The sequence below is a fragment of the Psychrobacter fulvigenes genome (assembly GCF_904846155.1).
In the GTDB taxonomy this organism is placed as follows: domain Bacteria; phylum Pseudomonadota; class Gammaproteobacteria; order Pseudomonadales; family Moraxellaceae; genus Psychrobacter; species Psychrobacter fulvigenes.
Genome location: NZ_CAJGZP010000001.1, coordinates 2,114,988 through 2,128,195, shown reverse-complemented (window position 1 = coordinate 2,128,195; position 13,208 = coordinate 2,114,988). Strand labels below are relative to the sequence as shown.

14 protein-coding genes are annotated in these 13,208 nt (G+C 45.6%); 8 read left to right on the top strand and 6 right to left on the bottom strand.

Features of this window, described 5'->3' with window-relative positions:
• Nucleotides 1-127 precede the first annotated feature (127 nt).
• From JMX03_RS09040 to JMX03_RS09025, 4 genes are all read left to right on the top strand, one after another.
• The gene (locus JMX03_RS09040; protein ID WP_201596265.1) at nucleotides 128-1,654 is read left to right on the top strand and encodes an acetyl-CoA hydrolase/transferase family protein; all 1,527 of its coding nucleotides are present in this window, start codon (nucleotides 128-130) and stop codon (nucleotides 1,652-1,654) included.
• A gap of 166 nt (nucleotides 1,655-1,820) precedes the next feature.
• Nucleotides 1,821-2,234 carry an alternative ribosome rescue aminoacyl-tRNA hydrolase ArfB gene (arfB, locus tag JMX03_RS09035; protein WP_201596263.1) on the top strand — a complete coding sequence of 138 codons (414 nt, stop codon included), beginning with the start codon at nucleotides 1,821-1,823 and terminating at the stop codon, nucleotides 2,232-2,234.
• Between the two features lie 35 nt (nucleotides 2,235-2,269).
• The gene (locus JMX03_RS09030; RefSeq protein WP_201596261.1) at nucleotides 2,270-2,974 is read left to right on the top strand and encodes a cupin domain-containing protein; all 705 of its coding nucleotides are present in this window, start codon (nucleotides 2,270-2,272) and stop codon (nucleotides 2,972-2,974) included.
• A 70-nt stretch (nucleotides 2,975-3,044) separates the two neighbouring features.
• Nucleotides 3,045-4,205 carry a flavin monoamine oxidase family protein gene (locus tag JMX03_RS09025; protein ID WP_227695564.1) on the top strand — a complete coding sequence of 387 codons (1,161 nt, stop codon included), beginning with the start codon at nucleotides 3,045-3,047 and terminating at the stop codon, nucleotides 4,203-4,205.
• Between the two features lie 59 nt (nucleotides 4,206-4,264).
• Here JMX03_RS09025 and JMX03_RS09020 read toward each other — a convergent pair whose 3' ends face one another.
• Both JMX03_RS09020 and JMX03_RS09015 read right to left on the bottom strand, forming a co-directional pair.
• A complete protein-coding gene (locus tag JMX03_RS09020) occupies nucleotides 4,265-5,089 on the bottom strand; it encodes an enoyl-CoA hydratase (RefSeq protein WP_201596259.1) in 825 nt (274 codons plus the stop codon).
• A 371-nt stretch (nucleotides 5,090-5,460) separates the two neighbouring features.
• Entirely contained in the window at nucleotides 5,461-5,964 is a 504-nt protein-coding gene (locus JMX03_RS09015) for a lactoylglutathione lyase family protein (protein WP_265090470.1), read from the bottom strand.
• A 90-nt stretch (nucleotides 5,965-6,054) separates the two neighbouring features.
• Between JMX03_RS09015 and JMX03_RS09010 the strand changes: the two genes are divergently transcribed.
• The gene (locus tag JMX03_RS09010; RefSeq protein ID WP_201596257.1) at nucleotides 6,055-6,924 is read left to right on the top strand and encodes a LysR family transcriptional regulator; all 870 of its coding nucleotides are present in this window, start codon (nucleotides 6,055-6,057) and stop codon (nucleotides 6,922-6,924) included.
• A gap of 2 nt (nucleotides 6,925-6,926) precedes the next feature.
• On the opposite strand, the gene JMX03_RS09005 is transcribed toward JMX03_RS09010, so the two are convergent.
• Nucleotides 6,927-8,126 (bottom strand): glycerate kinase, encoded by a 1,200-nt coding sequence (locus JMX03_RS09005; RefSeq protein ID WP_201596255.1) that lies wholly within the window; start codon nucleotides 8,124-8,126, stop codon nucleotides 6,927-6,929.
• A gap of 110 nt (nucleotides 8,127-8,236) precedes the next feature.
• Between JMX03_RS09005 and cobT the strand changes: the two genes are divergently transcribed.
• Genes cobT through JMX03_RS08990 form a run of 3 tightly spaced genes read left to right on the top strand, consistent with a single transcriptional unit; the run spans nucleotide 8,237 to nucleotide 10,796 of the window.
• Nucleotides 8,237-9,304 carry a nicotinate-nucleotide--dimethylbenzimidazole phosphoribosyltransferase gene (gene cobT / locus JMX03_RS09000; RefSeq protein WP_227695556.1) on the top strand — a complete coding sequence of 356 codons (1,068 nt, stop codon included), beginning with the start codon at nucleotides 8,237-8,239 and terminating at the stop codon, nucleotides 9,302-9,304.
• Nucleotides 9,304-10,200: an adenosylcobinamide-GDP ribazoletransferase gene (cobS, locus tag JMX03_RS08995; RefSeq protein ID WP_201596251.1), complete on the top strand. Its 897-nt coding sequence runs from the start codon at nucleotides 9,304-9,306 to the stop codon at nucleotides 10,198-10,200. Before cobT ends, cobS begins: the two co-directional genes overlap by 1 nt.
• A gap of 35 nt (nucleotides 10,201-10,235) precedes the next feature.
• A complete protein-coding gene (locus JMX03_RS08990) occupies nucleotides 10,236-10,796 on the top strand; it encodes a histidine phosphatase family protein (RefSeq protein WP_201596249.1) in 561 nt (186 codons plus the stop codon).
• Nucleotides 10,797-10,803: 7 nt separating this feature from the next.
• On the opposite strand, the gene JMX03_RS08985 is transcribed toward JMX03_RS08990, so the two are convergent.
• The 3 genes from JMX03_RS08985 to JMX03_RS08975 all read right to left on the bottom strand — a co-directional run bounded on the left by JMX03_RS08985 (nucleotide 10,804) and on the right by JMX03_RS08975 (nucleotide 13,123).
• Entirely contained in the window at nucleotides 10,804-11,595 is a 792-nt protein-coding gene (locus tag JMX03_RS08985; protein WP_201596247.1) for a sterol desaturase family protein, read from the bottom strand.
• Between the two features lie 50 nt (nucleotides 11,596-11,645).
• Nucleotides 11,646-12,287, bottom strand: coding sequence for a CDP-alcohol phosphatidyltransferase family protein (locus tag JMX03_RS08980; protein WP_201596245.1), 642 nt, complete (start codon nucleotides 12,285-12,287; stop codon nucleotides 11,646-11,648).
• Nucleotides 12,288-12,478: 191 nt separating this feature from the next.
• Nucleotides 12,479-13,123 (bottom strand): ATP-binding cassette domain-containing protein, encoded by a 645-nt coding sequence (locus JMX03_RS08975; RefSeq protein ID WP_201596243.1) that lies wholly within the window; start codon nucleotides 13,121-13,123, stop codon nucleotides 12,479-12,481.
• Between the last annotated feature and the right edge of the window lie 85 nt (nucleotides 13,124-13,208).

Sequence of the window (13,208 nt, the reverse complement as noted above, 5' to 3'; positions counted from 1 at the left end):
AAATTGTCCAAAATGTTGCTACGAAATCGTGTTAACGGGTTCGTTTCAAATTTTCCTCAATACCATATTCATTATAATGTAATGTATTGAGAGCTAATTTTAATAGGGAAGTTACTAGGAAAACAGTATGAATACAACTAACCATGAAGCGCGTGTTCAACACGAAGGTTTGCGTGCAAAGATCATGTCGGCTGAAGAGGCCGCTTCATTTGTAAAAAATGGAATGACGCTTGGTATCGCAGGGTTCACAGGCGCAGGTTATCCAAAGTTTGTACCTACCGCTATTGCTAACCGTGCTAAAGAAGCTCATGCGAATGGCGAAGAGTTTGGCATCGGTATGCTAACAGGGGCGTCAACTGCTCATGATTGTGATGGTGTACTAGCAGAAGCCAACTGTGTGAATTTCCGTGCGCCTTTCCAGTCCGATCCTGCCATGCGTAACCACATCAACGCAGGTAACACTCACTACGTAGATATGCATTTATCACACTTTGAGCAGCAAGTTCGCTTTGGCTTTTATGGTGATATGGACATCGCCTTGATTGAAGCGACAGGCATTACCTCAGACGGTAAGATCATTCCTTCAATGGGTATTGGTACCAATAACCAATGGCTGAAAACAGCTAAAAAAGTCATCATCGAAGTCAACGCGCGTCAAAGCATGTTGTTAGAAGGCATGCATGACATCCCTGCAGACCTCGGTGAGCCACCGCATCGTCAGCCGATTCCTATTGTCAAACCAGATGACCGTATTGGTACGCCGTACCTAGAGTGTGACCTTGATAAGATCATCGGTATCGTCATGACCGATGCGCCAGATCGCAATAGTAAATTTGCAGATCCAGACGAGAAATCAAAGACCATCGCTTCGCAAATCATTGAATTTTTAGATCATGAAGTAAAACAAGGCCGCCTACCAAAAAACCTATTGCCATTACAATCTGGTGTGGGTAACGTAGCAAACGCGGTGCTGATGGGTCTACAAGATAGCCCGTTTGACGACTTGATGGGTTACACAGAAGTACTGCAAGACGGTATGCTTGATCTTGTACTGAGCGGCAAGATGAAATCAGCTTCGGCCACGGCACTGTCGTTTAGCCCAGATGCGCTACAGCGCTTCAATGACAACATCGAGTTTTTGAGTGATAAGCTTATCTTGCGTCCGCAAGAGTTCACCAACCATCCAGAGGTGATCCGTCGTCTTGGTATTATCGCGATGAATGCGATGATCGAAGCGGATATCTACGGCAACGTCAACTCAACCCATATCATGGGTACCAAGATGATGAACGGTATCGGTGGTTCAGGTGACTTCACTCGTAACTCGCATTTCTCGTTCTTCGTGAGTCCATCAACGGCCAAAGATGGCGCTATCTCAGCCATCGTACCTATGGTATCGCACCACGACCACACTGAGCATGATGTGATGTTTGTCGTCACTGAGCAAGGCTTTGCTGATCTACGTGGTAAGTCGCCGCGTCAACGTGCGAAGGCTATCATCGATAACTGCTCACATCCAGATTATCGCCCAATGCTGCAAGACTACTATGACCGTGCTGCTAAAGTAGGTGGCCTACAAACGCCGCATATTTTGAATGAAGCGCTGTCATGGCATCAGCGTTTTGTCGAGACGGGTGATATGCGTATTAAGTAAGCGCTTATCTATGACTGATAGTCAAATATTGATGTAAATTAAAGCCCCTTATCTTGATGAGATAAGGGGCTTTTTAGTGTTTATACCCATTTATAAATGCTTAACCACGCCCCATATAGAAGAGAACCATTTAAAAACCATTATTTAAAAGAAATAAAAGACAACTATGATTTTTATAAGTAATAATATTAGCCTAAGCGAGAGTGAGGTCGAGATTAGCGCCATCCGCGCTCAAGGGGCAGGCGGACAAAACGTCAATAAAGTCTCCTCTGCTATCCATCTGCGCTTTGATATCAACGCCTCAAGTCTGAGTGATGTGCAAAAACAGCGTTTATTAGACAGCAAAGACAGCCGTATCACCAAAGACGGCATCTTTGTGCTAAAAGCTCAGCAATACCGTACCCAAGAGCGCAACAAGATTGATGCATTTGAACGTCTTAAAGCCTTTATCTTACAATCAACCCAAGTCGCCAAAGCTCGGAGACCCACTAAGCCTAGCAGAAATGCTATGCGCAAACGTGTCGATCAAAAGACGCAGCGCGGCAAAACCAAAGCCTTACGCGGTAAGGTGGACTTTTAAGCTGGCTATATCAAACCGAATTTGGACAATATCCCATGCTAATTAATGCAGATTTTTCACGTCGTGCTGAGCTAACGGCTGAGCAACATCAATGGATTAAATCACCGCAGAATGGTGTCGAGCGCGTCATGATTGATCGCGTGGGCGCAGAGAAGGCGCGGGCGACTAGCCTTGTGCGCTATGCGCCTAACTCGCATTTTCCGCATCATCAGCATCCGGGTGGCGAGGAGATTTTGGTATTGTCGGGTATTTTTTCTGCTGATGATAAGCATTATCTAGCTGGCTGGTATCTACGTAATCCGCCAGCATCAGGCCATACGCCTTATAGCGATGAAGGTGCGGTTATCTTTGTTAAACTGCGACAGATGTCACCATCTGAAGAGCGTCATGTCGCTATCGATACGCACGATAGCGCCAACTGGCAACGAGTTGGCAAACGTGAGGTTTGTGCTTTATTCTCGGATGATAGCGAACAAGCGAGTTTACAGCGTCTAAATGCAAGTGACACGTTGTTCACAGAAGATCTTATGACTCAAGCGATTGCAGGCGGTGCAGAGCTGTTAGTAGTAGAAGGCACTTTGATAGAAGGCGATCAAACCTATAAACAAGGTAGCTGGCTACGCTGGCCCGTAGGTGCGCAGCCACAAATAAAAGCAGGCGAGGAAGGCGCTACCGTCTACCTGAAGACCGGACATCTTGCGCACGTCATTGGCGCAGATGTTGAAGGTTTAGACGTTTAATAAGCTAAAGAATGTTATCCATAATTTAAGATGTTAAGCGCTTTCAATAAATAATAAAAAGAAAAATCCTATGCAAAAAGTAGATATGATAAGTGTACCTGTAGCAATTATCGGTGGTGGTTTAAGCGGTCTGTATGCGGCTTATTTATTAGAGCAAAAAGGCATTGATTATATATTGCTAGAAGCGCGTGATACTTTGGGTGGTCGCATTCTCGCTAGTAAGCTTTTAAAAAATTCAGCCTTAGAGCAACCGATTTCACAACATTCTGGATCTGAGAATGCACAAGAGGTAGATAGCTTTGATTTAGGACCTTCTTGGTTTTGGCCTGATTATCAGCCGCAGTTGGGCGATCTAGTCAATGAATTGCAGCTAGAGACTTTTGCACAGTTTGAAGAGGGCGATATGATGGTTGAGCGCGCTCCTAACGAGCCTGCTGTGCGTATGCAAGGCTATAAAAGCTCGCCACTTTCGATGCGTCTAGTCGGTGGTATGGCCGCATTGATTAATGCTTTATATCGTCGTCTTGATGTTCCAAAAATTGTTACAGGTCAAATTGGACGTCGGTTGCATAGAACAGGTGAGCACATAGAGATAACCAGCGAAGACACGTCTGGGCAATTCACGACTTGGCGAGCGCAGCATGTATTACTGGCGCTACCACCACGGTTGGTGGAAGACAGTATAACGTTTGAGCCGTCTTTACCATCCGATATGATAACCCAATGGCGCAACACAGCGACTTGGATGGCGCCCCATGCCAAGTATTTTGCCGTTTACGATACGGCTTTTTGGCGCGAGCTAGGTCTCTCAGGAGCCGCGCGTAGCTCGCAAGGGCCAATGGTTGAGATTCATGATGCCTCTAGCATGGGTGGCAGGGGTGCGTTGTTTGGCTTTATAGGAGTACCTGCCTCCGTACGCCAAAGCGTCTCTGAAGAGGTGTTAAAAGCACATTGCCGTGCGCAATTGGTACGTCTATTTGGCGAGCAGGCAGACACGCCCAAAGCTGAGTACCTGAAAGACTGGTCACAAGATAAATTCACCGCAACGACTGCCGACGCAAGTAGTGATGGTCAGCATGCAGTGGCACCTGTTTCTAAGGCAACATCAGGTGTCTGGAGTGATTGCCTAACGGGGATAGGCAGTGAATGGTCGCCACAGTTTTCTGGTTATATTGCTGGTGCTATTGAAGCGGCAAGCCTTGCGGTAAAAAGCTTGCCTGAAGGTATGTAGTTTTTTAATTTAATTAATAGTATTGTTTTTAAGTAGCGTTCTTCTAAATAATGAAGCGATTAACGCCCCGTCCATACCGCATGGCGCTTTTCGATAAAGGCGTCAATGCCTTCGCTGACATCGTCTGCCATCATATTGCAAGTCATTACCTTCCCAGCATATTCATAAGCATCGGCTAAACCCATGTCCAATTGTTTGTAGAACATATTCTTGCCCGTTTTGACGGCGACAGAGGATTTAGCGGTAATGGCATTGATTAAAGATTGCAGCGTTGCATCTAACTGATCCGCTGGCGCGACACGATTAATCAGTCCTTGCTGCAAGGCCATATTTGCATCGATAAATTCGCCTGTAATAAGCATCTCAAAGGCTTGCTTGCGAGATAAGTTGCGGCTGACGGCAACGGCAGGGGTTGAACAAAACAGTCCGACATTTATTCCAGAAGTCGCAAACTTAGAGTCATCAGAGGCCACTGCCAAGTCGCAGGCCGCGACCAGCTGACAGCCTGCGGCGGTAGCGATGCCCTGTACTTTGGCAATCACTACTTGCGGCATCTGATTGATGGTCAGCATCATCTGACTACACTGCTTGAATAATGCGCTGTGGAATGCCTCGTCCGAGTTTGCACGCATCTCTTTCAAGTTATGACCTGCACAAAACGCCTTGCCATTCGCGGCAATGACGACCACACGTATACTACTATCTTGGGCGATGCTGTCCAGCTCTTCCTGCATAGCGGATAACATATCGACCGATAGCGCGTTGAATTGTTTAGGGCGATTTAAAGTGAGGGTGACGACGCCGCTTGAATCTTTACTGTCTTCTCTGATAACTAACGGTTCGTTGGTATCAGTAGTAGGGGCGTCTGTGTTTGTAGTATTCATTTATCATCCTTGATATAGTTGATTTACTCTAGAAACGATACAGTGCTACTGGGGTAAGTTTTGTGCAGCCTCTGTCGGCGTAGGCACAGTAAGCAAGTAAAATTTATACCAGTAGCACGTGACTATTAATAATGTATCGATTTTATTTAGTATTGACTATAGTTGGTGTTCTGTTCATTCACTTAAATGATAGCATGGCGTGCAAGTTATACAATAGGTTGCTGATATTGAAATTGCCCATATAAAAATAGCGCACTCATATTATGAGTGCGCTATTGGTATCTTTATTAAGAATAAATCGACATGTAGAGATAAGTCCGATTTTTTTTAACTTTTAACATAAACCGTTACTTTACTCTTAAGCGCTATATCTAATACGCGCCTTCGCTATAAATAAGCTCATAGCTGTGGCTGTATATTTCAACGATATTGCCAAACGGGTCTTCCATATAAATCATACGGTAAGGTTTTTCGCCGGGGTAGTAATAACGCGGTTTTTCCATACGCTTTTTGCCGCCTGCTGCGACAATGCGCTCAGCAAGCTCTTCCACGTTTGGATCTTGAACACAGAAGTGAAAAATACCTGTTTTCCAGTATTCAAAGTTGTTTTCAGGGTTTTCTTGATTTTTGAATTGAAAGATTTCAACGCCGATACGGTCACCAGTTGAGAGATGAGCGATACGGAAACTGCTCCAACCTGAGCCAAAGACTTCCGTACACATCTCACCAATCGGGCTGTCATCTTCAACAATTTCGGTCGGCTCCATGATGGTGTACCAACCCATCACTTCAGTATAGAATTTTACCGCTGCTTCTAGGTCAGGGACGGAAAGACCAATGTGCGAAAAGCTTCTCGGATAAACGTTATTCATCATTCATACTCCTGTTTTGATATGGGAGTAGTTTACAAAGCTATATCCATTACGTAAAATTATCATTTATTATAAAGATAAGTATGTATCGTAATGATGAATATCACGTGGCTACGTACGTTCTGTACCCTTGTTGAAGTGGGGCATTTTACCCGCACTGCCGAGCGCCTACATATGACCCAGTCAGGCGTGAGTCAGCACATACGTAAGCTTGAAAGTCAGTTAGATGTCGACTTGCTCATTCGCCAAGGGAAGCAGTTTTCATTAACGGATGCCGGCGAAGAGCTATACAGGGAAGCGGATGATATCTTGCAGCGTCTAGCAAATCTAGAACAGCGTATCGGTGATGACCCTGCCTTTGCAGGGTTAGTGCGACTGATGTCCCCTGGTAGCGTGGGCTTAAAGTTATATCCGCAGCTTTTGACCTTACAACAACAGTATCCACAGTTGGTGATTGATTATCGCTTTGCGCCAAATAGCGATATAGAGCGAGCGCTTACGAAACACGACATTGATATTGGATTTATGACGGATATCTCAGATGACGAGGGGATAAGTTGCCAGTCAATAGCTCAAGAAGCGCTGATACTGGTAACGCCTGCGATGACTGATGAGCCAAGCTGGGAGAAACTCATAGCGCTTGGGTTTGTCGATCACCCTGATGGTGCCCATCATGCCAGTATGCTGCTGAGCGCCAATTATAGCGAGTTCCAGCATATTAATGACTTTAAGAAAAAAGGATTTTCTAATCAAATTGGCTTGATTTTGGAGCCTGTCAGTAGGGGGCTTGGCTTTACCGTATTACCAGCACACGCGGTTGCAGCGTACGCAAACCCTGAGCTTATTAACAGTCATCGCTTGCCAATACCAGTGAGTGAAACACTATATCTCGCCGTACGGCGCCAGCAAGCCCTACCCAATAGAATGCAAATCGTTATTAACGAGGTAAAAAAGTGGTTGTAAAATTATAAAGAGTAGCGATATTTAGATTTTATGGTGGTCAATGAATTAACTTGTGGGCTAATTCTCTGCCCTATGCTTTGCCCTAGCTTCATGGCAGCGGCAATATTGACCGCAGTCGTTTCAATATTCTCATAAGCATTGTTTAGTACGTTATCAAGGGTGTCCAGCTTTTGAATACTCGGCATGACGACGTCAAACCCAGTAGTCTGAGTAGGATTTAAGGTATCAACGCTACCGCAAATAGCGATTATAGGTTTACCATTTGCTTTTGCCATCATGCTAATACCACCAGCAACTTTACCCATTAAAGTCTGCGCATCAAGCTTGCCTTCACCAGTAATGACCAAATCAGCGCTAGCGATGTGCTCTTCTAGACTGACAGTCTCAGCGACGGTATCAAAGCCTGATTTAAGATTGGCGCCGCAAAAGGTCATTAAGGCATAACCAAGACCGCCTGCTGCCCCTGCGCCTGATATATTTTGACAGTCCTGATAGCCCTGCTGTCCAGATACCATCGCAAAGTGACTTAATGCCTTATCCAATAGTGCGACTTGCTCGGGACTGGCGCCTTTTTGCGGGCCAAAAATAGCGCTCGCGCCAGATTCGCCGCATAATGGATTGGTTACATCGCAGGCCACTTCAAAGACGGTATCTTGCAGCTTGGGATGAAGCTTTGCGCCGTCTATCTGTTGCAAGTTAGCAAGCTCGCTACCACCTTGTGCCAAAGGCGTGCCTTCATCGTCACAAAAAATCATTCCTAGTGCCATGAGCATACCGAGTCCTGCATCGTTGGTGGCACTGCCGCCCAGACCGATAATGATGCGTTTGACGCCTTCATCTAAAGCATCAGCGATAAGTTCGCCAACACCGTAGCTGCTAGTAATGAGTGGATTTCTTTCTTCATTCGTTAATAAATGCAGACCGCAGGCTTGCGCGATTTCAATCATCGCAGTCTCATTTTCTAATAGCAGATACTTGGCAGTAATCGGTCGCATTAATGGATCGTTCACAAACACGTTTTTCCAGCGTCCACCAAGCGCGTAGGATAACACCGCAGAGGTGCCTTCACCGCCATCTGCCATGGGCAATAAACTATAGTCGGCATTGGGAAAAACCTGATTAAATCCAGATTGGATAGCGCGGCGCACCTCGATTGCTTCTAGGCTTTCTTTAAATGAGTCAGGGGCGATTAAAATTTTCATGAAGTGCTCTTGGAATTATGCAAGTTTGGGTCGTGCAACTAGTCTAATCATATCATTATAAATGGGATAATCTGCTACCATAGTGCCCTGTTCCATTTATAACCTTTAGGATGATAGCCTTGACCACTTTTACCGCGCCAACCATTGCCAATACAGAAAATAATGAACTACGTCAGCAACTACAACAAATTATAGACTCAAAAACTAAACCACTTGGCGCACTGGGTCGCTTAGAGACACTGGCACTGCAATTGGGCATGATTCAGGGGACGCTTACACCGCATATTACCCAACCACAGATTCGAGTATTTGCCGCTGACCATGGTTTAACTAAGCATGGAACCTCAGCCTATCCAAGTGTCGTCACCGCGCAAATGGTATATAATTTCTTGCAAGGTGGCGCTGCTATCAATGTCTTGGCGCGTCAGCATAGTATTGAGCTAAAGGTAGTCGATGCTGGGGTAGATGCGGATTTTGCCAATTCTCCTTTCAAAGACCACCCGCAATTGCTCAATTATAAAGTCCGTCATGGTAGCCGAGACGCGCTAACAGAACCTGCCATGACCGAAGCGGAATGCTTGGCAGCGCTAAAGAACGGTATGAAAGTGGCCGAAGATTTAGCAGGTAATCTGTTGATCGTCGGTGAGATGGGCATTGGCAACACTTCAGCGGCGAGTCTTTTGCTGGCGAGATTAGGTGATGTGCCGATTGCTGATTGTATTGGTCGTGGTACCGGTCTCGATGATGCAGGTCTACAGCATAAGACGGATATTTTAACGCAAGTATTAGTGCGTCATAATGAGGCGCAGTCTCCATTGGACGCGCTCGCGGCATTAGGTGGACTTGAGATAGCCATGATGGCAGGTGCGCTGATTCAGGCCGCTAGCGAACGCCGTATTTTATTAATCGATGGCTTTATTGCCAGCAGCGCTTTACTGGTTGCGGAGCGCCTATCACCCGGTGTCGCTCAATACGCCATATTTGCCCATCATTCAGTCGAGCCGGGGCATACACATTTATTAAAATTACTTAATGCTGAGCCATTACTTAATATGGGTATGCGTTTGGGCGAGGGTAGCGGCGCGGCGCTTGCTTATCCACTATTGCAGTCCGCTTGTGCCATTATCAATGAGATGGCAAGCTTTAGTGACGCGGGTATTAGTGAGCAAAACAGTTAATGTCACAATTATCAAAAAAACCATCAAAGCAAGAATCAAAACAGTCATTAAATCAGCCAGAGCCGTCACAGCAGTCTTCGCCTAAAAGCGTTGGTCAATTCATAAAGCATGAATGGATATTGTTACTGGTCGCTATTCAGTTTTTGACCCGATTGCCAGTCCCGCCATTCAAAAACTACAATCCGCAATGGCTACACCAGAGCAGCCGTCATTTCCCCGCAGTCGGTTTGCTGGTTGGACTACTTTGCGCTGGCGTGTTTTGGCTCGGCAGTGTTTTATTCACGCCCTTAGTTGCTGCGGTGCTGAGTACGGTATTCGGGATTAAGCTTACGGGCGCTTTTCACGAAGATGGTCTTGCGGATAGTTGTGATGGTTTGGGCGGCGGTCTGACACGTGAGCGCACGTTGACCATTATGAAAGATTCACGCCTAGGGACTTATGGCGTGTTAGGTCTGGTCTCTGCGCTATTGCTAAAGATATCTTTATTAGCCACCATGCCGTTATCGGTAGCTATCGTCGCGCTGATTATTGGCCATACTGCGTCGCGTTTGCTATGTATTAGCCTGCTTGCGCTGCTGCCGTATGGCGGTCAGATAGAACATGCCAAGGCCAAACCTATGGCGCAGCAGTTGACAGCGTTACAAGGGTTATTCAGTAGCGGTTGGTTGCTCGTGGCAGGAGTTTTAGTAATGGTTATATTTCCTAATGCCATACAGCAGATTAGCATCGATCAGTGGTTATTGGCTTTGATATTGGCTTTAGTTGCCACTGAATATATGCGGCGCTTATTACGTAGGCGTCTGGATGGCTATACTGGCGATGGACTAGGGGCGACACAACAGCTGAGTGAAGTCGCTATTTATGCAGGTTTGGCAGCGGCTATACCTTTTTTATAATTCAAAAGAAATCTTTAAAAAAGGCTAATTAATCTATGACTCTTTATATCTGGCGTCATCCTAAGCCCATCGCAGCTGAGGGTATCTGTATTGGGCAAACGGACATAGGAGTAGATAGGCGTAAATTAAAGCGCCTTGCCAATCAAATCGAGCGCTTTGTGCTTCTGCACCAATTACCTAAAGTCATTTGGGTAAGTCCATTACAACGCTCACTAAAAGTCGGGCAGATACTGGCGCAACGTGGCTTTCAATGTCGAATTGCGCCAGAGCTTGCAGAGATTAATTTTGGCGAATGGGATGGTCGCCCTTGGGAGCAAATCGCTAAGCAAGAGATTGATGACTGGTGTGATAACTTTGCGCACTTTACGCCCGATAATGGGGAAAGTTTGCAGCAGCTATTTGACCGTGTTGAAGGGTGGTTGAATAAAGTTTTTGCTGAACAAGGCAACACCCCAATACTAGCAATAGGTCATGCGGGCTGGATTAATGCTGCCAAGATGATGGATGCTGGGCAAGATGTACCGCAGATAGCAGCTGATTGGCCGTCTTCGGTTGCTTATAGGGAGTGTAGTTGTTTGGAGCTTTCAAACAATTAGCTATGGCTCATTTATTTCTAAACGGCATCGCTAGCAATCCCCATAGCGAGGCGTTTTGTTTGGGTGAGGGGTACTCTTTTAGCCCGATATCTAGCTTTTCGTCAGGCTTCTGCGCAGCGTCTTTATAACTACCAAAAATCCAATCCCACCAGATAACGCTAAAGCCATAGTTTGAGTTGGTCTCACTGACGCGTTGGCTGTGGTGAATACGGTGCAAAATCTGCGTCATCAATACTAAGCGCAGTGGCTTTTCAAGGGCGGGTGGCAAACGAATATTGGCATGGTTAAACATCGCTAAGCCATTTAGCGCAATCTCAAAAATCAGTACTGCGATGGCAGGGACGCCCAATAAGCTGACGGCAACGAGCTTCACTAAAATGCTTAAAACGATTTCAATTGGATGAAACCTAAGCCCTATACTGGCATCAACATGCGCATCAGCGTGATGGACTTTATGCAAACGCCATAGAATAGGCACGCGATGGAATAATCGATGTTGCCAGTAAATGATGATATCGAGCAATATTAGGCTTAATATGATGACAACAATGCTTGGCAAGTCGATAGTATTGAATAGACCAATCCCATGCTGCTGATTATAAAGCGCCACAGCGGTTAGACCGACAGGCACCGCTAGACGAGCAATAACGGATGACGCAAACACCAAGCCAAAGTTAGCAAACCAGCGTTTACGGCTTTTGATGGGAGCTTTACGGGCAGGCATGCGCCATTCAATCAGCATCATAATCACTAAAATGCTCAAAAAGAACCCAAGTCGCCACCATACTTCATTAGTCATTGCTTACCTCTTAAGGGTTTAAACCAGCAGGATATTGTGACCATATTTTTTTATTTTGAACCGATTATAGCATCAGCCTCTAACTGTTTAAGGGTATGATAGCCGCCATGGATACGGGTAAAAATCGTAATCGCGCAGGCCGTGGCAAAAATGCTAGCGAGTAGTACAAAGTGCTGTGGCCAAAGGCAAAAGGCAACAAACAGCGCAATGGTTTCGGTGCCTTCCGTCAAACCGTTTAAATAATAAAAACTTTTATACTTAAACTGTGGTTTATCCAGTTTAAACTTTTCCGCCGCGATGGCAAACGCTAAAAAGCTAGAGCCTGTACCAATAAAAGCGGCGAGTAGTAAAGCACCTGCAATGGCATTCTGTTCAGGATTTGCCAAGATAAATCCCAGCGGCACTGCTGCATAAAATAAAAAGTCGAGCGTAATATCTAAGTAGCCGCCTGCACTTGAGCTTTGCTGTGCATGACGAGCTAGCGCGCCATCAAGACCATCAAAAATGCGATTCAATACAATCGCTGCAAGTGCGCCATACCACAGCTCAAACGCAAGTAATGGTAAGGCTAACATGCCGATTAAAAAGCCTGCTACCGTGAGCTGATCAGCTGTAATACCGCGCTTGTGCAATACAATGACCACAGGGGCTAGTATCGGCTTAATCATGGGCGTGAGAAATTTGTCTAGCATGCGCTTGCCTTTTGTATGATAGGTTCTAAATAAAATCGATACACTAATACCTGCATGCTACTGGAATGAATTTTGCGCAGCCTCTGTCAGCGTAGACACAGCAAGCAAGTAAAATTCATTCCAGTAGCATCGTCTCGGTTTTAAATGAATCGGCTATATTTTGTTTTAAAGTGACTCATTTAGATCTAAAACTACAAGTCTAAATGAATCACTTTACCCTTTGCGGCCTCAGCATCGCTATGATCGTGCGTGACCATGATGGCGGGAAGTTTATGAGTACGAATTTGCTTAAATACCAGTTGCCGCGTATCTACTCGAAGTTGGGTATCTAACTTGCTAAAAGGCTCATCAAGTAGTATCGCTTTTGGCTCGCTGAGCAATGTGCGCAGTAGCGCCACTCGTGCTTGTTGTCCGCCCGATAGGTTGTCAGGATGGCGATTTCCCATGCCTGCTAATCCCACTTGTGCCAGCGCCTGTTCTATTTTTTCACTACGCTGTTTTCTATCGCCCATTTTATTATTTTTAGGCATCGCAAAAGCAATATTACCCGCTACCGATAAATGCGAAAACAGTAGGGCATCTTGATACAGTACTCCAATATGGCGCAGGTGCGTCGGCAGATGGCCTACATTTTTATCATTTAACCAGACCTCACCAGTAGCGGTAAAACCATTTGGTAAGGTGCCTGTTAGCCAGTTCAATAAGCTCGATTTACCACTGCCAGATGGGCCCATGACGGTCAATATTTCGCCACCAGCAATCTGCTCATCTAGGCTGAGTAGTAGCGTGCCTTCTCGATATAACTGTAAGTCTTTTATCTGTAAAGATGATTGCATCAAGGACCCTTTATGTACGTTTTTAACGACTGATATTTTCACAGCTATCTGACTCTTAACTTAATATGGACGAATGTAGGCTGTT